Source organism: Flammeovirga sp. SJP92 (assembly GCF_001583495.1).
In the GTDB taxonomy this organism is placed as follows: Bacteria; Bacteroidota; Bacteroidia; order Cytophagales; family Flammeovirgaceae; genus Flammeovirga.
Map to the genome: position 1 here is coordinate 105,677 of NZ_LQAQ01000020.1, position 26,052 is coordinate 131,728.

At 37.1% G+C, this 26,052-nt stretch carries 21 protein-coding genes; 3 read left to right on the top strand and 18 right to left on the bottom strand.

The features are described 5' to 3' along the window. The first annotated feature begins 195 nt into the window (after positions 1–195). Positions 196–1,590: a hypothetical protein gene (locus tag AVL50_RS06805; protein ID WP_062615735.1), complete on the top strand. Its 1,395-nt coding sequence runs from the start codon at positions 196–198 to the stop codon at positions 1,588–1,590. A gap of 90 nt (positions 1,591–1,680) precedes the next feature. Here AVL50_RS06805 and AVL50_RS06810 read toward each other — a convergent pair whose 3' ends face one another. From AVL50_RS06810 to AVL50_RS06890, 17 genes are all read right to left on the bottom strand, one after another. Continuing rightward, complete coding sequence (locus AVL50_RS06810) at positions 1,681–3,441, bottom strand: glycoside hydrolase family 9 protein (RefSeq protein ID WP_062615736.1); 1,761 nt, start codon at positions 3,439–3,441, stop codon at positions 1,681–1,683. Positions 3,442–3,712: 271 nt separating this feature from the next. Further along, positions 3,713–4,807 (bottom strand): hypothetical protein, encoded by a 1,095-nt coding sequence (locus tag AVL50_RS06815; RefSeq protein WP_062615737.1) that lies wholly within the window; start codon positions 4,805–4,807, stop codon positions 3,713–3,715. A gap of 87 nt (positions 4,808–4,894) precedes the next feature. Further along, positions 4,895–6,361 carry an alginate export family protein gene (locus AVL50_RS06820; RefSeq protein ID WP_062615738.1) on the bottom strand — a complete coding sequence of 489 codons (1,467 nt, stop codon included), beginning with the start codon at positions 6,359–6,361 and terminating at the stop codon, positions 4,895–4,897. Positions 6,362–6,364: 3 nt separating this feature from the next. Continuing rightward, positions 6,365–7,135, bottom strand: coding sequence for an NAD kinase (locus AVL50_RS06825; RefSeq protein WP_062615739.1), 771 nt, complete (start codon positions 7,133–7,135; stop codon positions 6,365–6,367). Between the two features lie 51 nt (positions 7,136–7,186). After that, positions 7,187–7,393: a hypothetical protein gene (locus AVL50_RS06830; protein WP_062615740.1), complete on the bottom strand. Its 207-nt coding sequence runs from the start codon at positions 7,391–7,393 to the stop codon at positions 7,187–7,189. A gap of 83 nt (positions 7,394–7,476) precedes the next feature. Next, positions 7,477–9,123 carry an MFS transporter gene (locus tag AVL50_RS06835; RefSeq protein ID WP_082795697.1) on the bottom strand — a complete coding sequence of 549 codons (1,647 nt, stop codon included), beginning with the start codon at positions 9,121–9,123 and terminating at the stop codon, positions 7,477–7,479. A gap of 13 nt (positions 9,124–9,136) precedes the next feature. Continuing rightward, a complete protein-coding gene (locus tag AVL50_RS06840; RefSeq protein WP_157491186.1) occupies positions 9,137–11,254 on the bottom strand; it encodes a CehA/McbA family metallohydrolase in 2,118 nt (705 codons plus the stop codon). Positions 11,255–11,357: 103 nt separating this feature from the next. Beyond that, positions 11,358–12,743, bottom strand: coding sequence for an alanine racemase (locus AVL50_RS06845; protein WP_062615743.1), 1,386 nt, complete (start codon positions 12,741–12,743; stop codon positions 11,358–11,360). Between the two features lie 33 nt (positions 12,744–12,776). Continuing rightward, positions 12,777–13,520, bottom strand: coding sequence for a hypothetical protein (locus AVL50_RS06850; protein WP_062615744.1), 744 nt, complete (start codon positions 13,518–13,520; stop codon positions 12,777–12,779). A 10-nt stretch (positions 13,521–13,530) separates the two neighbouring features. Beyond that, positions 13,531–14,175, bottom strand: a complete 645-nt coding sequence (locus AVL50_RS06855) for a TMEM175 family protein (protein WP_062615745.1) — start codon at positions 14,173–14,175, stop codon at positions 13,531–13,533. 1 nt (position 14,176) lies between these two features. Continuing rightward, positions 14,177–14,785: a hypothetical protein gene (locus tag AVL50_RS06860; protein ID WP_062615746.1), complete on the bottom strand. Its 609-nt coding sequence runs from the start codon at positions 14,783–14,785 to the stop codon at positions 14,177–14,179. A 17-nt stretch (positions 14,786–14,802) separates the two neighbouring features. Then, positions 14,803–15,546 (bottom strand): SDR family NAD(P)-dependent oxidoreductase, encoded by a 744-nt coding sequence (locus tag AVL50_RS06865; RefSeq protein ID WP_172826782.1) that lies wholly within the window; start codon positions 15,544–15,546, stop codon positions 14,803–14,805. 141 nt (positions 15,547–15,687) lie between these two features. Next, positions 15,688–16,488 carry an SDR family NAD(P)-dependent oxidoreductase gene (locus AVL50_RS06870; protein ID WP_062615748.1) on the bottom strand — a complete coding sequence of 267 codons (801 nt, stop codon included), beginning with the start codon at positions 16,486–16,488 and terminating at the stop codon, positions 15,688–15,690. 99 nt (positions 16,489–16,587) lie between these two features. Further along, positions 16,588–17,733: an Ldh family oxidoreductase gene (locus AVL50_RS06875; protein WP_062615749.1), complete on the bottom strand. Its 1,146-nt coding sequence runs from the start codon at positions 17,731–17,733 to the stop codon at positions 16,588–16,590. Between the two features lie 76 nt (positions 17,734–17,809). Beyond that, on the bottom strand, positions 17,810–18,580 hold the full coding sequence (locus tag AVL50_RS06880; protein ID WP_062615750.1) for an SDR family NAD(P)-dependent oxidoreductase: 771 nt from the start codon (positions 18,578–18,580) through the stop codon (positions 17,810–17,812). 41 nt (positions 18,581–18,621) lie between these two features. After that, positions 18,622–19,785 carry an arginase family protein gene (locus tag AVL50_RS06885; RefSeq protein ID WP_062615751.1) on the bottom strand — a complete coding sequence of 388 codons (1,164 nt, stop codon included), beginning with the start codon at positions 19,783–19,785 and terminating at the stop codon, positions 18,622–18,624. Between the two features lie 452 nt (positions 19,786–20,237). After that, positions 20,238–22,289, bottom strand: a complete 2,052-nt coding sequence (locus AVL50_RS06890; protein ID WP_082795698.1) for a sigma 54-interacting transcriptional regulator — start codon at positions 22,287–22,289, stop codon at positions 20,238–20,240. 353 nt (positions 22,290–22,642) lie between these two features. Here AVL50_RS06890 and AVL50_RS06895 point away from each other — a divergent pair, with 353 nt between their 5' ends. Beyond that, complete coding sequence (locus AVL50_RS06895; protein WP_253764258.1) at positions 22,643–23,176, top strand: Pathogenesis-related transcriptional factor and ERF protein; 534 nt, start codon at positions 22,643–22,645, stop codon at positions 23,174–23,176. 82 nt (positions 23,177–23,258) lie between these two features. Here AVL50_RS06895 and AVL50_RS06900 read toward each other — a convergent pair whose 3' ends face one another. Further along, complete coding sequence (locus AVL50_RS06900) at positions 23,259–23,996, bottom strand: HAD family phosphatase (RefSeq protein ID WP_082795699.1); 738 nt, start codon at positions 23,994–23,996, stop codon at positions 23,259–23,261. Positions 23,997–24,295: 299 nt separating this feature from the next. On the opposite strand from AVL50_RS06900, the gene AVL50_RS06905 reads away from it, so the two are divergent. Beyond that, on the top strand, positions 24,296–25,867 hold the full coding sequence (locus AVL50_RS06905) for an arylsulfatase (RefSeq protein WP_062615755.1): 1,572 nt from the start codon (positions 24,296–24,298) through the stop codon (positions 25,865–25,867). Positions 25,868–26,052: the final 185 nt, after the last annotated feature.

Sequence of the window (26,052 nt, forward strand, 5' to 3'; positions counted from 1 at the left end):
TTTTACCACTCCAACCCATTGATTTATTATTTTTAAATGAAGCTTAACAAAAACATTTTCAATAAGAGTCATAAAACTCCCTAAAAAATGGGGATAAATTATTTATACTTCTCAGTGATCGAATAATTTCCCTATTCTACTGTTAGGATAAAATATATTTAGTGTATTATTCACATAAATCAATATTCTATCAACATGGCAAACAAACTAGCAGTATTTATAAGTGTTTTCCTATTTCCTTTTTGGAGCTTCAGTCAAGATTTTAAAGACGTAAAAATGTATTATGTCAACTTTGACAAAGGAGAGGCTAATCCTTTAAAATCTCTTCCTTTTGAATCTTCAGACGGAAAAGTGAAATGGGGGCATGAAATTGTACTTTACCCTAACATTGAGCATCAAACTTTAGAAGGAATTGGTGGGGCATTTAATGAAATTGGAGGAGAGGCATTGTTGAGTCTTCCAGCGGAAAAACAGGATGAATTAATGCAAAATTTATTCTCCTCTGATAAAGCAGGTTTTACTTTTTGTAGAACTGCCATTGGTGCAAGTGATTTTGGGATTGATGCTTACAGCTATTCTGAAAAAGCAGACGATTATAAAATGAAATATTTCTCCATCGAAAGAGATCAAAAATATGTGATTCCTTATATTCAAAAAGCTTTCAAAATCAATCCTGAATTAACGCTTTTTGGCTCTCCGTGGAGTCCTCCAGCATGGATGAAAGTGAACAACTCGATGGTGGGGCTTACTGAAAAAAATAATTATCTGAAAGAAGATAAAAAAATCTATAAGGCTTATGCCAATTATTTTGTGAAGTACATCAAAGCATATCAGCAAAATGGGATCAGAATTGATAGAATTTGTGTGCAAAATGAAAATGATGCCAATACAAAATACCCTAGCTGTACCATGCCTCCTGCTCAAATGATGGATCTAGCAATCAATTACATTATCCCGACTTTCAAAAAAGAAAATATTACGGCTGATGTGTATGCAGGTACTTTGAGAACTGCCATTAAAACGGATATTATAGAATTACTTCAACTTGATGGTGTAGATCAATTGGCGGGTGTGGGTATTCAGTATACTTCTCCATTTTTCATTACAGATGCTGTAAGAATGCATCCCGACTTAAAGATGTTTCATACTGAAGGTCACTGTTATAATGGTAAAAACAATGTGGAACAGGCTTCGCATAGACTAGAAGAGGTGGCACAGTACATCAACAGCGGGTTGACCAACTTTTGTTATTGGAATATGATTTTGAATGAGACTACTGAAAGTGGTTGGGAATGGACGCAAAATTCCCTAGTGAATATTGACAGAGAAAAGAAAACAATTCAATACAACCCTGATTATAATGCAATGTACATCATCAGCCGTTTTATAAAGCCTGGCGATGTTCGTATTGCTTCCAACTGCTCTAAACCTATGATTACTGTAAAGGATAAGGATGGGAATGTGAAAATATTAATTCATAATACAGATAATAATGACTCTGTTTATCAGATTCATTTGAATGGGGAGAAAAAGAAAGTAGTATTGCCTAAAAATAGTATTACTGCAATGGTGATAAAAACGCAGGCTTAGGATAGTGCTTTAACATAGAAGATAAAGTAATACAAAATGAGTGATGAAGAAGAATTGAGTCAATAATCCTTCTTCATCACTTATTCTTTTTTATCTTATGACCACCGGCTCATAATTATGAGAAAAATGATTATTCAGCCCTGCCATTAAATAGACAAATGAAGCATTCCAATTGATGGCAATTTCATTTGTGGTGTAACTGCACCAAACATCGCTGTACTTTGTAGCTGGCAATTCACCATCATAGTCACAGCCATCATCATTGTTATTTTGTGGACCTCCCACCAATAAACCTGGATAAGGTGCCTTTACAGTATCTGCTTCTGAAATTCTATGGTGAGGATGCATAACCTGTCGTGTTCCTGCACCTGTAAGGTAAGAGATATCCAATGGATTTCGACCTAATAAATAATCAAAAACCCCTATAGCGGCATCAATATAACCCGCGTTATAATTCAATTTGTAAGCATTCAACAATAGCATGCCTTGATTGGCCGCTACGCTGTTTGATCCCCATACAAAATCACTGGTCAACTGTCCCATACTCACTTTCATAGATGAAGTTTTGTATTGTTCATAAAGTTGATTAGCCTTTTGAATGATGATTTTTTCTACTTTAGGAAAATCTTTATGTGAAACCGCTGATTCTGTTTTCTCATTGTAGGCCAGTGAGTACAGAGGAAGAAAAGCTACATTATCCCAACCCTGCACCTGATCATAATTGACCTTATCCCAATCTACCTTTTCATAATAGGTGTCATCACGCGTCAGAATATACAATTCTGTCGAAGCCCAGTTCCATTCATCATCAAGATTTTGATCACCGTATGCACCTGTAGTAATTTTTGGCTGATAGGTTTTATTGATTTGATCTTGATCATACAATACCGATGGATTTTGCTTAGCCCAATGATACGCTTTTATCGCAGCAGACTGATATTGTTTTGCTAAGGATTCATCATACTTTCTGTATACCCTTGAGGCATAAGCCATCACAGCCGCAAAATTGAGCGTGGCTGCTGTCGATTTTTGCACCACATACCTGGGTTTATTCTGCCCTTTGTGAGGCATTACTGCTCCATCAAAGTTTGCATGCGTCAATTTATGATAAACGCCCCCATCTTCCATGTCTTGCATAGTGATCAGCCAATCCAAATTCCATTTTACATTATCAAGATAAAGAGGCAAAGCTTTTTGCCCATGAGGAATCTTGAACGATATTTCCCCCAGCATTTCACCAAACTGTTCAAATGCCAATAAGAGGGTGTAAGTCGTTATACCTGAATTAACTACATATTTGTTATAATCTCCTGCATCATACCAACCTCTTGGGCTAGAAAGAGTTGTTTTAGGATCTTGACCTTCTTTCAAAGCAGAAGGATGGATCAAAACTTCTGTATCTGGGTGACCTCCTGGCCTTGCATACACTCCTGCATACTTTTCTTCTATAGGTGATGAGCATCGTATTAGATAATACGCTTCTACACTACTTTCTAATGCCTTTTTACCAGCATCTTTACTTATTTTAAATGATTCAGAGTAGCCTAGATCTTTCACCCAAATCGTATAAGTTCCTTCTTTTTTGATAGACGATAAATCAATGGTTCCATAACTTTCATTGGAATACTCCCATACTCCAATGTTTTCTACATCTCCCGCCAGAACATTCTTCTCTTCTCCTTCATCATACACCAGAAACTGCGAAGGGGCATCTGTTTTTATAGTAATAATTTTTTTAGCGGTTGGAAAATATCCTTCCTGATTGATTCGAAACTTATTGGTGTTCTCATTTTCACTTCCACAAGAAATCAACCCAAAAACAAAAAATAGAGTAATAATATTTAATTTCATTGTTGCTAGAATAGTGTTGGATATTGTTATTAAGTACTAAGATAAAAGTATGTAATACTAATTCTCTTTATTGCTTTGCGATTACTTCCTTCAAGAATTAATTATCATCTATAGTATTAGCTTAGCACTTACAAGTAAGTAAATATAATTATTCTAATAAAAAAATGACTTCTAATCAAGTATAAGAAATACAGCTTGTTACGATAGAAAAAGCATAAGATGATGTAAAAATGTAGTAAAAAAAGAAGCCTTCAATTTCAGAGTTTTGACATTAAAAGGCCTCTCCTAATGTGATATAAATGCCGTTGTTTTTATCCACGAGGCTCCAGGCAAAATCAATACGAACGTTTGCAGGGTCTTTTCGATTGATATTAAAACGAAGTCCAGTGCCTAATGCGGCTTTGAGAAATTGAAAATCAGAAATCTCATCATAAACCGTACCTGTACCCAAAAAAGCAGTTATACCCAAACGACCAATTATCCTTTGCCTCATTTCCGCTTGAACTTGTATGGAATGCTGATCTCTATACCTTCCCAATAAGTAACCTCTTAAAATTTGCTTTCCTCCCAACAACGCCAATTCATTGTAGGGCACATTGCCGAATGTGTTTTTTGCTACTAACTGCAAAGCTAAAACACTTTTACTGTCTTTTCTAAAGTCAATATATCGTCTTCCGTCAACCTCTATTGTTCCAAAAGCGCCTCCATTGGAATTCAGATAGCCTACTGCTACAATATCTAAATAATAGTTTTGAGTAGGCGTTAGAATACTATTCCGCTTATCCAACATCCAAATGGGACCAATACCTGGGTAATATCCACCATTATTTCCATTAAGAGCGGGAGCCGGAATATTTTCATTGTTTCTATTCTGATATGTAACATCGAAAATATGCATATAACGGACTCTCAACCCTACAAACTTGGATTTTTGATACTGTCTCAACACCCTTTCTTTCAACTCAAAAGAGTAATAGTTCACGTTTAAAAATTCATCTGAAGAAGACTGATTACCCAAGCCATATAGAATTTCAGGTGTATTCTTGTATTCAATAATCCCTTTCAAATAAAACCTTTCTTGATTGGTCAGAAGAGTATGTTCGGTAGACAGAAAAATATGGCCTTTGAAAGAGGTACCATAATAAAAATTGAAATTAGAAGGGCGCGTAAGGAAGTCTTTCTTATCAAATTTAAACTGATACAAACAGTATACTCCAAGTACAAAATCAGTACGCGGACTGTAAGTAAATGAGGGAGAAGGGAGAATATTGTTTTTATATACTTTGACAGAATCACCTTGTGCTCTTCCTTTTTCATTCAAAAACAGCACGAGTAAAAAGATAATGTATAGATAATTTCTCCACATTGAATACTTTAGAAAAATAGTTTGGGCTGGGGTATCAAGGCTTCAAATACACCTTGATTATCATCAAGTTAGCAAAGGCATTCTAATTTAGAAAGTAAACTGTGTAGTTATCATAAAGAAATGTTGATTATGTGCTTTTCCCGTTTGTGTATCCCAGAAGTACTGCCCTGGTGCCCACAGGTTATAAGTGGCACATATTTCCCAGTGTCGGTTGATAGAAATGATGGTTGATATCTGGAATGAATCTCCTAAGTCTCTTGAATTAGATTCTCCACTTCTTAGAATACCATTGGAAGTATTGTAAACGGCATCATTTAAGCTTGAACGCATAAAGTTCCAATACGTCAGACGGGTTTTTACCATTTTGAAAGCCGTAAAATCAACATTGGCTGAAAAGGAGGTTAAGTTCTTTCTATCCATAGCTCCATGTTCACCAAAAAACTGTGCTACTTGAGGAAATAAAGGATTGAAAGTATTCAGTGTGCCATCTCCTTTATTTTGATCTCCTGACGAATAATCAAACCCTAACCATACATGAGGTTGTAAAGCTACTTTTGGAAAACTGACACCAAACTCTGTAGTAATAGAATAGGCACTGATATTTTTATCACCAAATGTACCAAACTGATACATGGCTTCTACTTCATAATTAAAAACTCGTTGAATCGGCCCTGAAAGTAAGAAACCAACGGTATAACGGTTTTCATCGGCTATGCCTTCTTCATACACTGCATTTTGACGGTGCAATCCATAGATATAGGGCTCAAAATAAGTTTTACTGAAGGAAGACCAGCTCGGCACACCAAAGCCTGCATGAGAGTTGTAAGCGACATCATGGCTTTCATACCTCAAACCCCAAAATGTTGTATTCTCATCCCTAGTCGTATACCCATCCGGAACAGGAATCACAGGTTTTGATACAAAGCCGATAAACTTATTGTTTTCATTACCGAGGTAAAAGCCTGCTCCATCAAAAGTACGTCGTGTAATCAACCAATTTCCCGGTGATAACAGTCGTTCATGTCCTGCTTGCAACTCTCTTCTACCTGCCCAAACGCCTAATTCTGTTCTTTTATAAAGATTGAATTTATACTCTGCAAAAAGATTTAGAAATGCTCCTTTAGTAACAGGTGTTCCTGCCCCAAGTCTTTCCGAATTGTCTTTTGTGGTGTTAGAATAGATTCCTTCTGCGAAAATCCTGAAATTATCTCCAAAGTGGATATCAGCATGAGATCGTAACCGTAATGTAAATAAACCGGAGTTTTGTGGTAAGAACTCCTCATTCACTGTGGGCATATAACGCACACGCACCTGACCTCCAAAAGAAGCCCAAATTTTCTTATCTCTGGACAATGGCACATTCTTAATCTTATCCGACCAATCTTGTGCCCTTGCATCACGGTCTGACCACTCTTCTAACTTCCATACTTCTTTGTACCTTCTATCAGCATAAGAGGGAACTGGAAAAACAGTCTCAAGTTCCTGCCCTATTGCAGCTACTTCTATCAACAGAAGCATCAACAACCAACTTGAATACTTCAGTAATCTCGACATACTCTAAACGTTAAACTGTTCAATCAAAATACGCTCTTCCAAAGATTGATCTTGATCAAATAATAAATGTCTCATATCGTTTTTGTCCTGCCATACTTTGGCATGTACAGCATTCTTCACTTCCTTAGAATCCGCTGCCGCACCAATTGGTCTTTTTACAGGATCTAAATTTGTAATCTCAATGCTTACATCATCTGGGAGCAATGCTCCTTTCCATCTTCTTGGTCTAAAAGGACTGACAGGGGTCAAAGCCAATAGATTAGAATTTAATGGAATAATAGGTCCATGCGCTGAAAAGTTATAAGCCGTACTCCCTGCCGGTGTAGAGACTAAAACACCATCAGCATGCAAAGCTTCCAGCATTGTTTTCCCATTGACTGCTATTTTCAAATTGGCACTTTGACCCGAATAACGTATCACAGAAACTTCATTGTAGGCTTTGTAATGATAATGTTCTCCTTGATCGTCTTCAATATCAACAGAAATCGGACATAAGTGAATGTCTTTAGAGTGGTTAATACGCTCTAAAAGATCTACGTCCTCTTTGTATTCATTCAGAAGGAAACCCAAAGTACCTCTATTCATCCCAAAAATAGGGATGTCTAAATGCGGATAAGTATGCAGTACTTGCAACAAAAAACCATCTCCCCCTAATGCTACAATTACATCAGCATCTTCAGGTGCGTGGTTTTCATATTTTGAAAGTAATAGTTGATAAGCCTCTTCTGATTTAGGGCTACCTGATTTTAAAAATGCCAATTTCTGATATTTCATAATAGGTCAGTTAATGTTCTTATCGAATAAAGTTGAAGACAGGAAAGTTACTTAGTCGTAAATGATCTCATATTTCACATCTGCAAAATGCTGTTCACCCAAACTTGTTTTCACTACTACCAAAGGGTATTGGTGCCAGTCCTCTACATAAACTTCTTCTATTATTCTTGTTTCATCTCCAAGAAATGCTTCTCCAATGATAAAGTCTTTTTTCTTGCCATCAGTATCTATGATAGATACGCCTTTAAATGTTTTCATCGGTCTGTTTTATCTATGAATGAATAAGATATATGAAGTGCACCATAAAGAATATTATGGTGCACACTATGAACTATGAAAGTTTAAGCAGTCACTTCGTCTGTTACTTCTTCTTCTTGGTTTCCTAATTTCATTCCCGGTAAGAAAAAACTTAAGAGTAATGAAATGACAGTGAAAATACTGACAATCCAGAAGGTATGTCTAAATGCGTTTTCTGCGGAGTTATTCACAATTTGCTGATACGCTTCTTTCGTTTTCTCTGATAATTGTTCGTTTACCCACACCTTTTCTTGTTCAGGCGTGATTTCCATAAACGTATCTTCCAATTCGATAATGATATCCTCTTTATCCTCTTTTGTTATTTGTAGTTCTTCTATTTTTTCATAATTGTCTACCATATTCGAATACACGGCTCCAAAAAGGATAGAACCTGCAAAAGCAATGGCAAAACCCTGCCCTACAATCTCCTTCATTGTTTCAGACAGCCCTGAAGCTTCCCCATCTTGCTCTGAGGGAACTTTGATCATGGTTAAAGTAGCAATTTGAGCCATCACCAATCCGCAACCTGTACCAAATACCAATGAACCTGTCATGGTTGTAAATGGTGTCATATCTACAGAAATTTGCTGTGTAATCAGATAAGTTCCTACTAGTACAATTACAAAACCAACGATGGTAATTAGTTTTGGAGAAATTTTGCTTCCTAAGTTAGCGGTAAAGAATGCCGCTGCCGCAACGCTGATAGAGATCGGTAATGTAGTCAAAGCGGTATCAAAGGAATCTAATCCTGCTGCAGACTGTACAAAGACTGATACTGTAAATAATACGGCCGCGATCAAGAAGTAAAGTAATGCTTGGATTGTCATCCCAATCGTAAATGGAATGTTTTTCAAAATAGAAGCACTCAATAATGGTGTTTCTCCTTTAGCTGTCAATGACGCTCCTCTCTTGAAGAAAATAACCAATAATACCACAGCAATCAAATACATCACAGGAACAATCGACAATCCTCCTAATGGGATCACTGAAGCTCCAATTTCAAATGGTCTTTTCTCCATTAACCATCCATATTGTGATGCCATAGTTGTGGCAATCAAAAATGTTCCGAAGGCAATTACAGACAAGAACACTGAAGGAATATCAATTTTGATAGATGGATCTTTTTCTGTTTCTGGCAATGTAAACGCTGCAATAATCGTCAATACACCAAATGCCGGAGATAACCCTAATGCAATTCTCCATGAAACAATTGAGGCTAAATAACCAACGACTACAGGTGCTACAGCCGATACAATCGATAATACCGCTCCATAAATACCAAAGGCCATTGCACGTTGTGATCCTTCATAAAAATACATGATAATGGCAATGGAAGTCGGTATAATCAATACCATTCCGAAAGGCCAAATCAACGCCCAAGCTATACTGAAAATCGTAGAGTTTGGTGCTAATACTACAATCGTCAGACCAACTGTATAAATTATAGATCCCACTAAAAAGACCTTTTTCTTTCCTATTTTATCTCCTAATCTTCCGGCGGTCACCATCAATGTTCCTGCTATCAAAGAAGCAGAAACAATCACCATCTGCAATCCCGAAACGGACCAATTCAATTCCTGCACAATCGGTCCTATCAATACGTTAATACTAAAAGATGTAATGTACATCATCACCATCGAGAGGATGATTACGATTAACGGTTTCCAATTCATTTTTTCTTGCGTACTCATTTGTTTAGTCTATTTATGGTCTCACAATTTCTTTTTCTCTATTGATGTAATATTCTTTTGTCTGATCAATCCACGTTCTCAGATAAGGACGGAAAGCATCCAACATTTCTTCTGTTCTGTCTGGACTTTCCCAAGCCTCATTGTCATGTCTTTCATACTTCATTTCCTTTACCTGTTCCAATCTTTTCAAAAGCATATCGATGATTTGAGGTGCCTTTTCTTCGGACCAAGTAGGCTGTCCATCTACTTCTATATAAATGGGTGAAGTATGTGCCTGTATTCGTTTGGTAAAATCACTTTGAAAAACAATGTCATGCGATTTTTCTCCATGTACTTTCACCGCTATCCAACAGCTTTTATCCGCCGGCAATTCCAATTCGATAAACACTTCTTTCTGTCCTTTTTCTAATTTGATTTCTTTCACCACATCACCATTGACAATGATGCTGGCATATTGCAGCAAATCCCAACTCGGCACGATATAACCTTTTGCTTTGATGGATAACGTTTCACCTTTCTTTACTTGAAGCGTGGAACCTATATCTTGACCATTGACATTGAAGTCGATCATCGGCCCATTAGAAACAAATGATTTTCCATCTTTCAATGCCTTGTTCCATGCGTCTGGTGTGAATTCTCCATCTACTTTCACAAAGGTTCTCACCGCTCCTGGCAACGACATATAAGGCCAATCAGAACCTGCCGCTGCACTTAATTTGAAACCCAAATTCAAAAAGGCGTACCAGTCATTTAAGTTCAGAGAGTGATATTGGAAGATCTCTACAAAGTCCACTTCGTTTTCTGGAGCCAGCATTGCTAAAGCAATATTCTGTTGGAATTGAGCAAAATCCATATGAGCCACTCCAAAAACGCCACCTTGTTTATGTACTTCTTTTGATACTTTATCATAATGGAAATACTCATTCGGATAGCGAACAAACTCATCATGTCCCATCGCTAAAACATGTCCTAGAAAATCGGTTCTTGGATCTTCCTGTCCTGATGCGATAAAATAATCTTTCTCTTTGTACTGTCCCTCTTTGCCCCATGCATATTGATCAAAGTGGGTGGTGACTGAGTTTCCTAAAGCATACAACCAATGCATGTGTAAATCAGCCGCTCTTGCATGTGCTATCTGATTCGGATTCGCTGTAGCATTTCTTCTTGAGAAGTGATTGTGGACATCTCCTGAATACCAGCCTTTTTTAGGCATATCTAATACATGTTCTATTTGTATTTCTATAGGATTATTTTTTCCTGCTTTGATTTCTATTTCCTTTTGGAGAATAGGATACTCCGGTCCTTTCATTACAATCAAAGTGTACTTTCCTGCCGGAATGTTGGCTTGATAAAAACCATCAATGTACATCGTATAATGATTATCACTTGGCCAATACACTTGATCCAATTCTTCTCTGATCTCAACAGATCTTACTTTTGTTTCAAAGAACTGTAGCTCAATAGCACTTTCTGTTGGAAGTGGCATTCTGCCTGTAACATCATACAACCCAATCTGTGCCGCTACTCTTTCTTTCGATTTCTTTTCAAATAGGCTTAACTGTAAATTTCCATTAGCATTTCTTTTGGCTGTTTCTCCTATTAATTCAAATTTGATATCACGAATAAAAAGGAGCTTATTCGACATATCCAACCCTGCCGAAAGAGCAAAATCTGTTTTACTATAACCCCTGTTGGCAAAACGGGCTCTTTCTAATACAAACTCATATTTCTGAAACCCTTTAGTACCTTCTGCAATTTCTACTCTATGTACTGATTCCACCACACCGTTTCTATCATAAGCATAGAAAAACTCTGTCAGATTACTAGCATCCAACTCCACTGTCACCTTTACTTTCTGATCAATATCAAAAGCAAACTGATCATCTACACTAAACCCCAAAGCAATGCCATAAAGGATTTTTTCTCCGCCAACTTCTTTTACTCCTGCTCTTGAAGGATCATTATCTACCCTCAATCCCATGGTTTGAAAAACACCTGTAGCAATGGTTCTATCAATCTGATATGTATGCCAATCCAGCTCAAAAGTTCCTGAAGCATTATCAGGCTGATGGGCGGTTAGCATCAATGGTAAAGTAAAAAGCAAGCAAAAACTTAGTAGTAATTTTTTCATTCTCTTCTTAGTAATCAATATAGAGTTTTGATTGAAGGTGGTTCGTGAGCCACAATACCTTGTGGCTCACGGATCACAACATGGTCTTTTTAAAACTATGTAATTAAATATCTTTCAAACGCTCAGGAACAACGTGTCTTGAGAATACTTCCTCTTGTGTTTCTGGCCTTTTCACCCACTCCACACTATCACCTTTTACCATCACCATTCCCGGTCTAGGAAGTGCATTAAAGTTACAAGTGTAAGGCTCAATGTAAGAACCTGTATTTAAGAACGCCAATGTATCTCCTTTCGCCAATTGAGGCATTTTGTATTGCTCAGCAAGACAATCATAATTACAAGTGATACCCACTACGTCAACAGGAGTGTCATATTTCTTGTCCGCTTTATTACAAGCCACCAAATCAAATGGAGGAACAACATTCAAACCACCAATACTCAAGAACGTTTCCGAAGTATCTGTTTCAGCCCATTGGTAATCCATTCCGTTGGCTGTTTCGTGCTTCATGTTATGTACCTTGAACAAGTGAATACCACTTTCGTTGTACATTGCACGGCCTGGCTCGATTTCAAGAATTACACCATCTGAAGAAAGACCGATACCCTTCATACCATTTCTGAATGTTTCTGTAATTACTTTCGCGAAATCTTCTAAATGAGGCGTTTCATAATCTGTCACCGCCACACGGCTTTCTTTGTCCATTTCGGCAGGGAAACCACCACCAACAGAAACAATAGAAGGCGACCAGTTATTACCTACACCATCATGAATTTCTTTGATCATATCTACAACCGACTGTACTAATGACTGCCAGAAAATAGGTTTCTTAGAGTGACGGCCTGCATGTGTGTGAACACCTACTAATTTTACATTAGGACAATCCGCAAACTGTGGTAACATTTCTCTCACTTCAGAAGTAGGAATACCATATTTTACAGTTTGTGTCATTTCACGGATCAAACGGGCAGGGAAGAAATCAGAAGGCTCATCAAGGTCTTTCATATAAGGCTTGATACGCAACATCACATGTGCTTCCTTTCCTAATTCCTTCGCGATTCTTTCACAAACTCCTAATTCATCCTTATTGTCCAATACAATATGAATTCCTAAATCAATGGCTTTACGGATAATATCATCCGACTTGATAGAACCATTTACAGCAATATCTTCATAAGGCACACCGCCTCTGATCGCTGTTTCTAATTCACCTGCTCCAAAAGTATCACAACCACAACCTGCCTTTGTCAATACTCTTCTCACCGCTACGGTAGGATTGGCCTTTACAGCGGCCATTACTCGGATACGTCCTTCAGGGTAAAACTGCTGGAATGTATTTTGGAATGCCAGGTAGTTTTGTACTAAAATATTTTCTGATACTACAAACAGTGGAGTACCAAACTTCTCTGCGATTTCAACAGTATTTACGTCTTCGATGTATAAATCACCATCTTTAACGCTTAACAACGGATTCATTTTGATATCACTCATGTTCTTTATTTTTTATAGTTTTTCAATGTCTTATTAAAGGAATACTACAAGGGCCAAGCGGGCGGTATGATTATCATCTTTGAAGATTCCTCTGTAGAATCCACTCAACTGTAACTTGTCTGATAATGCATATTGAGCAATAAACTCTTGTATATATCTGTCATTTCGTTCCATTCCAAGGTTACTTGCGGTATAAATGGGAGTGACTTGTAAAAACATTTTTTCACTCAAAATAATTGGTGCAATCACCTGAAATGAGATACCATGCTGAGGATCTTGGAAAAGGCCAGGTCTTTCAATCACTGGACTTGAAGTGTACTGATAAGAGAGAATCGGAAACGCCTGAATCCAATCTGCAATCATCAACCCCACTGTAACACCGGGCTGTACCAACCAAGCTCCCGTTCCTAAGCCATGGTCATAATTTCCTGTTGGAGCAAAAATGTCTACTGATGGTCCGAATGCTCCAAGGAACTTATCGTAGTTTTTATAGGGCAAGTAAAAGTACCTTGCTCTAAAGTCTCCAATACCTGTTTTGTCTGTACCTGTATTGTATAACAATGGAAGCTCTGCTAAAATTAAATGTGCTTCACTTGGTGCAAACATAAACTCCGCTCTATACCCATAAGTATCAGGTCCATTTTTCGAATAGTTATATTCTAAATGATTGTACAGTTGAGTATAAAAGTTGGTTGGTTTAGAGGCATCTATTTCTTCTTGTGCGAAAATGAAAGTTGTTGAAAAAAGAAGTGATAAACAGATGAATATTTGTTTCATTGTAAAAAAATTAAAATCCAGCTTTAATACTGATTCTTGTAAGTATATAATTGGCAATTGGCACTAAGGCGATCATACCTATAAGCCATGCAGTGAAAGAAATGTAAGACAAACCTACACAGATAAAAGCGACTACTGGATCTGCTAAAATTTCATTAGACAAGACCTTCACTCTTTCGTTGGTTAATTCATCTTTCAACATTCCATTATGTTTTGCGTGATGCAGTTTCCAAAAAGAAAACATTCCTAAAAGGCCCCACACCATACTGAAAATGGCTCTTGAATGCGGTTGATCTGAAGTGAATTCTATATTCATCTCGAAGTAAGGATACAAACACAACAAGAAGAAAAATCCAAAAGTGATCAGTATCTGATTAAAATCGATATTCTTCATAGAGTGATGTACTTCCACAAACTTAAACCAGTGAATAACCAGAATGACAAACCCTGCCACATAAGGCAGAAAAGGTTTATCCCAAATCAATTGTGAATCTATTACCTTATCTCCCTCTACAATTTCTGTTTCTACATCAAAGACCACCAAACCTAAAATGGGAGTGGTCATACTGATGGCAAACAATAGCATTCCTAAATGCTTTAGATAGTCCAGAAAGTAGGAGTAATCTCTTAATCTCTTTGTTTGTCTTGATCTCATATTAGTACCTATCTAACCACTCATCCACACAATGATCAATGGAATTTAACCACACCTGACGAGCTATTTCTTTGAGTTTCGGAGAACAATCCGCCTCTTCCACCACTAGCCTTGATCCTAAGATTTGAAAGCCTTCAGGCAACCTTTCGTAGTTCGTTTGAGCACCCGCTTCTATACTGTGAGCATCTCTGTATACATAATAGGTTTTGCCTACTTGGCTGAAACAGATTCTGGCCAAACACATCGGACAAGGTTCTTGAGAGGTGAATAAGGTATAGTCTCTCATTCTTGGTGTTTTATCGTCACAAAGTCTATCTTCCAACTCATTTAATAGCACCATTTCAGCGTGTAAATCCAATCGGTGATAAGGTGAGTTTGCTTTCGACATATTCTCTGCAATTACTTCATCATGATGTAAAAGACAACCACCTACGGCCACACTCCCTGCTCTTCCTGCTCTGATTCCTTGTCGGATGGAAATGATAGAAGGTCCATCGTGTTTATATCCTTCAGGATTCGCTTCATAATCGGCTAATTGTTGCTCTAACTCCTCATAATTGTAAGAAGGAGTATCAAATTTTAGTATCGGTTTTTCATTTGTATTACACATAATAGTAATATTTTAATTTACCAACCTATTCTTTTCCTATCGGTGAAAAAACCTGCAGTGGGTCCCTCTTTGTCAAGTGTTGCTAACCAAACGGATGTATCAGCACCTTCTCTCAAGGTTTTTGGTCTAGCTTCATCACCGTAATCGGGAAGATCTTCTGTATTCATTGCACTGTCTACCCAACCCGGACAACAACTGTTGACTTTTATTCCAAAAGATTCTAATTCCTTAGCATACAAAACAGTCATTGCGTTTACACCCACTTTAGAGCTTTGGTAAGCGGCACAGATATCTTCTCTCAATGGTGAATTCATATCTGAAAGTTGGGCTAATTGGGCTACTTGAGTAGAAAGGTTGACAATTCTCCCTGCTTCACTTTTCTTTAGTAATGGCACTAATTTCTGAGTTAATAAAAAAGGTCCAATGTAATTTACTTCCATTACTTTTCTGAAAAGTGTTTCTGATAAATCAGAAGGGTGTTTTCCCATATCTACCAGCATTGCCGCATTATTGATCAAAGCATCTAAGTGACCAAAATTTTCAGTAATGAAATCAACTAAAAGCTGAAAGGTAGATGAATCAGATAAATCAAATTCCAATGAATAAGCGTCCATTCCTAGCTCCTTAAGTTCATCTGCTTTCTCTACCACATTGGGTTGTACATCTGCCAAAATCACACTGTAATTCTGCTCTCCCAATAATTTTGCGGTTTCAAAACCAATGCCTTGAGCGGCGCCCGTAATTAATGCAACTTTTTTCATCTTCATTACTTTATTTGAGGGAAGAAGGAAGAGGGTAAATAGTCTATATTATGACCCAAGATCCATCATAAAAACTACGCTATAAACCATAACACGGACCATTCCTCCTCACTCTTAATTCTCACCTCTTACCTTAATTTCTTACAAGCCAGGAGCCATGCCACCGTGTACCGGAAGTACAACACCTGTAATGTAACTTGCTGCAGGAGAAGCTAAGTAAACAATCGCTTCTGCAATTTCACTTGGCTCAGCCGGTCTACCTAATGGAATACCAGCGTTCTCTTTAGCTGCCGCTTCTTCCACTGTACAACCTTCCGCTTCTGCAATCGCTTTGTACGCTTCTTGCAACATATCCGTATTGATTGCACCTGGAGCAACAACATTAGCACGAATACCTTTCGATGCTTGCTCAATCGCCAATACTTTAGTTGCTCCAACCAATGCGTGCTTAGTAGCAACATAAGGGTAAGGCATACCCATACCTGCTGCAATACCCGCTGTAGAAGCCACATTAACGATAGCTCCACCTCCTGATTTTTCCATAGCAGGAATAGCACCTTTACATACTGCCAATGCACCTTTTACGTTTACAGCGTAGTTTGCGTCCCAGTCTTTATCAGTGTTTTCATCCAATAAAGCAGAACCAAATCCTACACCTGCATTGTTTACCACGATATCCAATGTACCGTAAGCATCTAATACTTGTTGAATAGCAGCATCTACTTGAGCTGAATCTGATACGTCAACCAAAACACCCATTGCTTCACCTCCATTTGCTTTGATAGCAGCAACATTAGCTTCCATACCTTCTTTAGAACTATTACGTCCTGTCAGTACTACTTTAGCTCCTAGTTCAGCCAATTTATCCGCAATGGCTTTACCTAAACCTTTTGTTTTTGTTGCTCCTGTAACTAGTGCTACTTTGTTTTCTAGAAGATTCATTTTCTATATTTTTATCCGAAGAAACAGTCTGATAGTGGGGCGTTACGATGCAACGCCCCTATAACAATACAAGAATAGTTTCAACGGTTATTATCTAAATTATTTATTGTTTTGAGCTTCCCACTCAGCTCTTAAGCTCTCTTCAGAAAGACCGTATCTTCCTGCTTGAGTTTGGAAGAATGGCTCCCAGTGCGAATCTAATACTTCAACGATTTCCTCGTTTTTAATAATTGACTCATAGCCTCTTGCACCTGGCATACCTGGCTTTCTTTGGCCAGGACGAGCTGGTGAATCTTCGATAGCTTGAGCAAAACGATCTGATTTCGCCAATACGTCACCCAATGGACCAAATACTGAAGGATCGATACAGATAAAGTAAGAACCACCTACTGAAGTACCGTCTGCTTTTTTGTCCACAATATCACCTAGTGATGGAACCTCTGGAGTGATGATACCACCTGGGTTGATAATACCTGAAAGTAATTCGTTGAATAAGTTCAACATGTAAACTCTAGGGTTAGATAATTGTTGGAAAGCCGATTGGTTGTACACACGACCGTATCCTTCGATTGGCTGAGCATAAGGAGCCAAGTCATTTGATAATTCACCTGTTTCAGGGTCAATTACATAATCACCTTTCAGCTTCGTACCTTGAAGAACCGCTTGTGCAGTATCTGCATCATACCACTCACAAAGTTTTGTTGACATCCATACTGGAGGCTTCTCACCTGCTGGGCCAATACCATCAAATGGAGGTACTGAAATGGTGTTTGACATACCACCTAGAGGCGAACACATCGGTACAGAGTTGTTAGAAGTTAAAGCCACACAACCTGCTTTTGATGCCATCCAAGTGTAAGCTCCAAATGAACCTGCATCATTATGATTGTGACCGAATACGATAGCAATACCATGCTTTTTCGCTTTCTCAATGGCCATATTCGCCATTTTTGTCAATGTCCAGTATCCAGAAGAACGCTTACCATCAATTGATGCCCAAGTATCGCCTTCGCCTACTACTTCTGGCTCTGCATTGATATCCAATAAACCTGATTGGTGCATGATATCAATTGCTTCGTACACACCTAAACCTTGGTTTAATTTTCCTTGGCGGATACCTAACATTAATGCGTCTGCAACTGCATCACCATGTTCTTCTGATGCACCTGCTGTCATCCAAGTTCTTTTTAAAGCATAGCGTAAGAAGTCTGCATTTGTCGATTTTGTTTTTCCTTGTGCTCCCATCGTAGTGTTTTGTTTTTGATATTTTGATGTGGGTACAACCGTAGTTGCACCCTTTATATATGTATTTTAAGATCGCTTATTCAGCGGCTAATGTGTTGTAAGCGTCAATGCTCATACCTGCAGTAAATCCACCGTCAACACCTATTACCTGACCATTGACAAAGTCACAGTCTTTAGCGGCTAAAAAGTGGATTAGTGAAGCTACTTCTTCCGGTTCAGCAATTCTTCCTAATGGTACAGCTTTGTGTTCCATTCTTAACTGAGGCTGTCCTTCTGGAGTGTTAGCCATAGGCGTATTTACAGAAGTAGGTGCAATTACATTGGCTCTGATACCTCTGCTCCCCAACTCTACTGCTGCTGTTTTTGTGATACCTACAACTGCCCATTTAGAAGCTACGTAAGGGGCTAGATAAGCCACACCTTGTACCGCAGCCGCTGAAGCTACATTGACAATTCTACCGCCGTCATTCATCTGAGGCACTCCGAATTTGATACCATGCACCACACCTTTTGTGTTGATCGCAAAGTTTTTATCGAAGTTTTCAATGTCCGTTTCCATCATTGTGTCATAACCGAAGTTGGCTCCGGCATTGTTGACAAGAATATCAATCTTACCGTATACTTCTACTGTTTTATTGACCATTGCCTCAACAGATTCAGCACTTGAAACATCACATTGAACGAAAGTAGCTCCGATTTTTTCAGCGATTTCAGTACCGTCTTTACGACCTGAAATTACTACCTTGGCACCTGCTTCAATAAAGCGTTCAGCCGTTTTCAAGCCAATACCAGAAGTACCGCCAGTCACAATCGCAACTTGGCCTTCTAATGAAAAGAAATTTGCCATGATATATTTATGGATTAATAATTTAGATCAAACAGAAAAGATTATAGCGTTACGTTACCAAACGCTTGTGGCCAGTTCGTAGGGTGGTTTTTACCTCCGTTTCTACGCTTCACATCTGCCGCTAACCAGCAAAGGATTTTCCAGCTTAAGCCTGCGGCAATGTAGCCGAATGTTTTGGCAGGGTCATTTTGTGGAGCATACTCTACTACGTCTGCACCCACCAAGTTTACTTTACCTGACATACGTACTAATTTCAATACATCATGCACCCAGTTGGCATCTAAACCAAATGGCTCTACAGCTGATGAAGCTGAGTTGTAAACTGGATCAAGACAGTCTAAGTCTAATGAGATATACGTTGGTCCATCACCTACTACTTCAATGATTTTATCAGCCATTTCTCTTGGCGACATCACTCTTGCTTCATCAGCAAAGTAAACGTTCGTACCGAAATTTTTCGCATGACCACCCACAAGACCAGTCATTCTACCACGAATACCAATCTGAATCATTCTTTCAGGATCTACATTACCTTTTGCAAAGTTTTGTGTAAACATGTTTCCTGAGTGGTAAGGATAAGGGAAATCTGCCTCTGTTACCAAATCATAGTGAGCATCAAAGTGAATAACAGAAAGAGGTCCGTAAGTTTCACCTAACGTCAATAAAGGAGCTACTGTAACAGTATGATCACCACCCCACATAAATGGTACGATATGATTATCACAAACAATTTTTCTGTAATGTTCGATGGCATGTTCCATTTCACCAGCCAAATCAAATTGACCGTATGTATCAATTGTACCGTAATCGATGATATTGGCAAAATCGAAAGGAATGTCAAACTCACCATTGATCCAAGGTTCAGTCGTACCCATAAAGTTTTTAGAAAGCTCTCTTAATGCTTTAGGACCGTACTTATGAGAAGAGTTCATTGGTGCCGACTTTTCAAAAGGCATACCAATCACAGCAATGTCAGCGTCTTCTAGATCTCTGGAGAATGGAGCCATAAAAGCACCCAAATAATCTTTATTGATATTACTCAAGAATTCAATTCCTTGACCGCCACCCATTGTTTTCACTCTATCTAAATGGGCTTTCACATCAGGATGCACCCCATCTCTACTTGTAGAGTTTTTCCAAAGGTCTTGGTACTTTTCTAATCTTTCTTGAGGAATCGGTGGATACTTTTTGATTTCCTTTTTCATAGTAATCTTAAATTTATCTTAGTAATAATTTTATTATAAAGTAGTGTAGGTTTTGTAGCTAAACCTTAAAACTATTCAATCGTTCGAATAATAATTCAGTAGTTAAAAAACAGAAGCCGTTCTGGCATCTGCACCTAACTTAACGGTACTATGGAGAATAAAGTTTCGGAATTAGGTGTAACAATTTTGTGAATAACATTGAAGTGAATAGTTATTGGGTTTCTTTAATCATCATTTAAGAGAAGTATTCATTCTCTTTTGGTTATACAATACTAAAAACTAAAATCCAGTATCTCAAAATAAAAAAAACATTTCGAACAATAAACAATCAAACTACTGAATAACAGAACATTGCAATTAGTTATACATAAAAAAAAGTGTATAATTTTCGTGATATATCACTAAAAGAAACATGATTCATTGATTTTTATTTACAATTATTCTTCACTGTACTAAACATACTTCTTGATTTTATTTTCCTTTCGAATAGATAATTTCTTCATTTTAGATCTTAATGTTGCCTCATTAATTCCCAAAACTTCAGATGCACTATTCTTTCCACTTATTTTCCAGTTCAATGAATTCAATATTTCAATGATATACTTCTTTTCGTGATCATCAAGACTCAAAAATATCTGCTTTTGCTTTACCTTCTCTTGAATATATTCTTCAAAACCTTTTAACCGAAGCGTTTTACCAGTGGAAGACAAAACTGCTTTCTGAAGAATAAATCTCAATTCTTTAATATTTTCAGGCCAATCATAAGATTGTAATTTTTTTATACTAGCCATTGAAATAGAAAGTGGTTCAATATTATTTCTCTCACAAAATTGCTGGACAAAATAATTAGTTAAGTAAGGAATGTCAGCCAATCGGTTTTTCAATTTCGGTAAATGAATTGTGTAGATACTCAGGTATTGATACAGCTCTGTATTGAAAGCACCTTTTCTTACTAGCTTCAGTAAGTCGGTGGTTGTAGTAATGATAAATCTGATATCATATTTCAGTCTTGCATTTTCTTTTTCTTTCAAAAGGTCTAATAAATGTTCTTGATCTTCCACAGACATGTTCTCAATATTTGACAAAGTTAATGTTCCATGGTTGGCCACATCTAATATACTTTTGTTGGAATATTCAGCACCAGATTTGCTTTCATAATAACGTGATCGGAAAATAGTTTTAATAGAAGAGTGACAATTATAAACTATACTAGGTTTATCTGATCGATTACTTTTTGCAATAATCATATCCGCCACATAATTCTTTCCTGTGCCCTCAGCTCCTTCAATCAATACAGTACTTTTGTGATTGGCTATCCGCTCTACTTCCTGTTCTATACTTGACGCAAAACTGCCCACAAAAAGTTCATTCGGTTTATTTTTCTGAGATTCTACTTTCAAAATAGTGTTCTCCTGTTCTAATTCTTCCGTGATTAGATGTAACTCATTGAGTGTCTCCTGCAATTTTTTTTGTTCTTTTCTTCTTTCTGTAATATCATAACCTATCAAGTAAGATTGTTGCACTCCATTGGTATCTAATGTAATAATGGAGCTTTTCAGGTACTTAACAGGCCTACACTTACTCTTATAAATAATAAGTTCGTTTTCAGTATCTTGATGACACTCTTCAAAAACAGATGAAATATCTTCTTTCAGCAGTTCACTACCTAAAATATTCTCTGCGAATTGATTGATAAAATTCACATTATTTTTCTCATCAAAACCAATCACATACAAACTTACTTCTTTGATCAATCGGTTAAAATTCTGGGACAAAAGGTATAATTCTTCTTTGTTTTTGGTACCAATATAGAGATCGGAAATCAAATCAAGGTTAAATAGTAGGATTGAAAAAATAATGGCATACTCAGAAGTATAAACTGATACTTCAATCATTCCTATATCAATAAAAACATCGTATATATTACTGACTAGAAATAGTAAGAATACAATAATGTGAAGCTGATATTTGAAATTACTTCTATTAAAATTAGAAATTGAAATCATCCAAATAAAATAAGTGATGGTGCTTACATAAAAAACGAGCACTGATATTTCATAAACCTCTGAAGAGGTGGCTTTGAGAATATAGTATTTCTGATGACCAAGAAGTAATAATTCAACAATTTCAAATTGACCATCAAACATAAAACTTGTGTTCTCAAAGAAAAGAATGGCAGTAATGAATAGTGTAATGGTAGAAACTATATAAAAAGGAATTTTTCCTCTCTCCTTATTATAAAGGTAAATAACCAAAAAAATGGCCTGCATCAACATCAAATAAGTAAACACAACCAAAGCCAGCATTTTCCGGTATTGCTCCACATCATTTTTCATATGCATAAAAGTGGTCGACAAAATAAATAAACTAGAAAGGATACATATACCGCTGTAAGTAAATTGAATTTTCTTTTGCTTCGTTAATACATAATTCAGTATATACAATATCGATAAGGCAATAAAAACCCCTGCAAGGATAAGATTGACAGTGTTGATAATTCCCATTTTGTAGTTTTTGGTATAGTTATATTCGTTTTTTGAACAAAATTTTTGAAGAAGTTGTAAGTTGTAAATGCAGGAAATTAAAATGTTCCGTTACTTCATTATCCCTTATCATTCCTAACGTGCATTCATCTCATTTACTTTTGTTCTAGTACTTAAAAATAAAGATTTATAAGAATTAAAATTATAGAAAACTTACTTAAAACACATCATTTACTTTGTTACTCCAATTATCACTTAATAATTGCGAACACCTTAACATATAACACAACAAATTTAATTAATCATTCGTTCGAATTATAAACTTAATAATCCTAATTGCTTTAATACTTTATACCATGTTATGTAAAATCAAATTGAAGAATACGGATGAATGTGTACTTATTTCAAGTCAAACGTTCGAATTTATAGAGAACAATGAATATTATAAGGAAATAAAACTCCTAGAAAACCTCAGAAAACATGTGAGTGGCTACATATTCTTCCAAAAGAATTACCCGAAAGTGGATGGAAAATATCAGAACGTGACCATCTACCTTCATAAACTTGTAGCTGAACGTTTCGTTAAAAAACCCCTTACAGATAAAAGGCTTTTTGTCAGAAATAAGAATGGAGATACACTGGACTGCAGAGAAGAAAATCTGGAATGGGTTACAATGGCAGACTTAAGGAGACATCAAACACACCGAAATAAAACAGGCTATAGAGGTGTAGTTCAAGTAAGTAAGAATTCTTTCCGTGCTGTATTGTATTCAGGAGGCAAACGGCATGACTTAGGAGTATACAAGTCGGCTCAAGCCGCCGCCGATGCTTACAATCAGTATTCTGAAAAACTTTTCGGTGAAACCAAGGGACTAAACAGGGTCCACGCTTCTTCAGTAAAAAAATGAATGAAGTCAAATCACCTCACTATATAATAAAGGCCTAAAGTGAATTTACACCCTAGGCCTTTTATATTTTTCTTGAAATTTTCTATTGGAAAATCGTTGTCCAATCTCTTATGCTCAACGTGCCAAATCCCTTTTCTTTACATTCAGCAATATACTGATCTGGTTTAGCATACTCCCCTGACTCTTTGTGATCATGGATAACCAAATATGATTTTTTGGTAGCAAATTCCATCATTTCATAATCTCCTGCTGAGTTTCCGAAAGCAAACATTGGTTCATATCCCGCTTCTTTCAGGTTTTGTACCTTCCCTTCATACTCATTGACCCTTACTGCCATGTTAGTACCAATCACATCATCAAACATTGGAAGACTTGTCTTCGCTGCTACTTGAGCAAAATACTCTTCTGAAGCAGTACATAAAATGACTTTAAAATCATTTGCTTTCAAGTACTCTACTAATTCAAGCATGGGCTGATACACTTTCGCTTTATTATCCGCAAAGTATTCATCCACGTACTTTTTATAATTTTCATCTTTTGTCAATGCGACTAAAGCTTTCACTAAATCATCTTTTGATTTGACCTCAGCTTTAGAATATTTTTTAGTAAAAAGAGCAATCTCATAGGTAGGCGATTCTGAAATCATCGTACCATCCATATCAAATGTAGCCACTCTACCTTTTTTAGGTGCTTTTTTGACCATTTTGATCAATTCGCTCCTCATTGGTTCATTCCAGCTTTTAAGATCCTGTGCATTAATCATGCTTGCAGAAAGAAATGTAATTAATGGTAACAGGAAAAGTTTTAATGTAATCTTCATATCAAAATTCAGTAGATAATTATGTTTATAATCAAACTAAACGTTTAACATCAAACAATGTTTCATTTTCTTATAAAATTTACCAATTTCAATTAGTAATTGCTTCATACAGCACAAATTGTTTATAACTTCTCTTGAAAAGTTCAAAGGTGATGTTTTTCTATTAAGAATAATCCATTTAGAACATATCAGCCCATTTCATGAACATATAAGTACATTCTTAACCATTTTCTATACCGTTTATCTAAGAGTATTATTTGTACATACGTGATTTAATTAATTCATTTTTAGATACGGAGATGAAAAAAGTATTATTATCTATCCTAGCGTTTATTACTATCCTTCCTGCGATGGCTGGTGATAAACCAACTAAGAAGTCGCCAAAGAAACCTAACATTGTCATTCTTTGGGGAGACGACATCGGACAATTCAACTTGTCTTTCTGGAACAGAGGACAAATGGGGTATATGACTCCTAACATCGACAGAATCGCTGAAGAAGGTATTGCATTTACAGACTACTATGGCGAGCAGTCGTGTACAGCAGGTAGATCTGCATTTATGACCGGTCAAAGCCCAATCCGTTCGGGTTTATCTAAAGTAGGTTTGCCTGGCGCACCTGCCGGATTCAAAAACGAGCACCCTTCTATTGCTTGGTTATTGAAGAGAGAAGGATATTCTACGGCACAATTTGGTAAAAATCACTTTGGTGATAAAGATGAGCAGTTGCCTACCAACCACGGTTTTGATGAGTTCTTTGGTAACTTATACCACTTGAACGCTGAAGAGGAGCCAGAACACGAGGACTACCCTAAAGAGGAGTGGTTCAAAGAAAAGTTTGCTCCAAGAGGTGTAATCCACTCTTTTGCTGATGGTAGAGTTTCTGATACAGGTCCATTGACAAAGAAAAGAATGGAAACTGTTGACCGTGAAATCACTGACAGAACTTTAGAGTGGTTAGACGAGAAAGCAGATGACGATAAGCCATTCTTCTTGTGGTACAACACGGTAGGTATGCACTACCCTACTTACCCTTCGGAAGATATCAAAGGTATTTCTGGAATGGAAGGTGATACTTTCTATGCTGACGCAATGGTAGATCACGATAGAAACATCGGTAAGGTATTAGCAAAATTAGAGGAATTGGGTATGATGGAAAACACGATCATCATGTACTCTACTGACAACGGTCCTCACTACAACGAATGGCCTGATGGTGCTGTAACTCCATACAGATCAGAGAAAAACACCAACTGGGAAGGTGCCTACAGAATCCCTTGTCACGTAATGTGGAAAGGCACTATTCCTGAGGGAAAAGTATTAAACGGTATTGTTTCTCACCAAGACTGGTTGCCAACATTATTATCAGCAGCAGGAGTTGAAAACATCAAAGAAGAAATTGAATCAGGTATTTCTTACATGGGAAGAAACGTTCAAACTACAATCGATGGCTACAACATGCTTCCTTACTTCAAAGGTGAAGTAGCTGAATCTCCAAGAGAAACTTTCATTTATACATCTGATGATGGTGATATCACGGCAATCAGAATGGGTGATTGGAAAGTAGTTTACATGGAGCAAAGAGCGAAAACTTTAGCGTTATGGTTAGAGCCATTTGTAGAGTTAAGAGCTCCAAAAGTATTCAATATCAGAAGAGATCCATACGAGCGTGCAGATACAGATTCGAACTCGTACTGGCACTGGTTATCGAAGAGACCATTCTTCTTATACAAAGGTGGTTACACTGCAGGACAGTTTATCCAATCATTATATAAATATCCACAAATCCAATCTATTGACAGTTTCACTATCGATAAGGTAATGGATCAGTACAATAAGTGGAATGAGGATAGATTAAAATCTCAAAAATAGCTTAGAACATGTTTGGAGCCTTGATTTCTAGAAATTAAAGGTTCCAAACTAAAGCTTCGGTAATTGTAGAATAAATGACTACTTAACTAAAAACTGAAACCAATTATTAGTACATAACTGGAACCTATATTTTAGAAATGAGGTTATAAACATTCTCTCAACAAAGAGCCTCTAGTTTTAATAAC

Excerpts from the sequence above, each read along its gene's own strand:
- AVL50_RS06805 (WP_062615735.1), top strand. The coding sequence starts at position 196 with ATGGCAAACAAACTAGCAGTATTTATAAGTGTTTTCCTATTTCCTTTT.
- AVL50_RS06810 (WP_062615736.1), bottom strand. The coding sequence starts at position 3,441 with ATGAAATTAAATATTATTACTCTATTTTTTGTTTTTGGGTTGATTTCT.
- AVL50_RS06815 (WP_062615737.1), bottom strand. The coding sequence starts at position 4,807 with ATGTGGAGAAATTATCTATACATTATCTTTTTACTCGTGCTGTTTTTG.
- AVL50_RS06820 (WP_062615738.1), bottom strand. The coding sequence starts at position 6,361 with ATGTCGAGATTACTGAAGTATTCAAGTTGGTTGTTGATGCTTCTGTTG.
- AVL50_RS06825 (WP_062615739.1), bottom strand. The coding sequence starts at position 7,135 with ATGAAATATCAGAAATTGGCATTTTTAAAATCAGGTAGCCCTAAATCA.
- AVL50_RS06830 (WP_062615740.1), bottom strand. The coding sequence starts at position 7,393 with ATGAAAACATTTAAAGGCGTATCTATCATAGATACTGATGGCAAGAAA.
- AVL50_RS06835 (WP_082795697.1), bottom strand. The coding sequence starts at position 9,123 with ATGAGTACGCAAGAAAAAATGAATTGGAAACCGTTAATCGTAATCATC.
- AVL50_RS06840 (WP_157491186.1), bottom strand. The coding sequence starts at position 11,254 with ATGAAAAAATTACTACTAAGTTTTTGCTTGCTTTTTACTTTACCATTG.
- AVL50_RS06845 (WP_062615743.1), bottom strand. The coding sequence starts at position 12,743 with ATGAGTGATATCAAAATGAATCCGTTGTTAAGCGTTAAAGATGGTGAT.
- AVL50_RS06850 (WP_062615744.1), bottom strand. The coding sequence starts at position 13,520 with ATGAAACAAATATTCATCTGTTTATCACTTCTTTTTTCAACAACTTTC.
- AVL50_RS06855 (WP_062615745.1), bottom strand. The coding sequence starts at position 14,175 with ATGAGATCAAGACAAACAAAGAGATTAAGAGATTACTCCTACTTTCTG.
- AVL50_RS06860 (WP_062615746.1), bottom strand. The coding sequence starts at position 14,785 with ATGTGTAATACAAATGAAAAACCGATACTAAAATTTGATACTCCTTCT.
- AVL50_RS06865 (WP_172826782.1), bottom strand. The coding sequence starts at position 15,546 with ATGAAAAAAGTTGCATTAATTACGGGCGCCGCTCAAGGCATTGGTTTT.
- AVL50_RS06870 (WP_062615748.1), bottom strand. The coding sequence starts at position 16,488 with ATGAATCTTCTAGAAAACAAAGTAGCACTAGTTACAGGAGCAACAAAA.
- AVL50_RS06875 (WP_062615749.1), bottom strand. The coding sequence starts at position 17,733 with ATGGGAGCACAAGGAAAAACAAAATCGACAAATGCAGACTTCTTACGC.
- AVL50_RS06880 (WP_062615750.1), bottom strand. The coding sequence starts at position 18,580 with ATGGCAAATTTCTTTTCATTAGAAGGCCAAGTTGCGATTGTGACTGGC.
- AVL50_RS06885 (WP_062615751.1), bottom strand. The coding sequence starts at position 19,785 with ATGAAAAAGGAAATCAAAAAGTATCCACCGATTCCTCAAGAAAGATTA.
- AVL50_RS06890 (WP_082795698.1), bottom strand. The coding sequence starts at position 22,289 with ATGGGAATTATCAACACTGTCAATCTTATCCTTGCAGGGGTTTTTATT.
- AVL50_RS06900 (WP_082795699.1), bottom strand. The coding sequence starts at position 23,996 with ATGAAGATTACATTAAAACTTTTCCTGTTACCATTAATTACATTTCTT.
- AVL50_RS06905 (WP_062615755.1), top strand. The coding sequence starts at position 24,296 with ATGAAAAAAGTATTATTATCTATCCTAGCGTTTATTACTATCCTTCCT.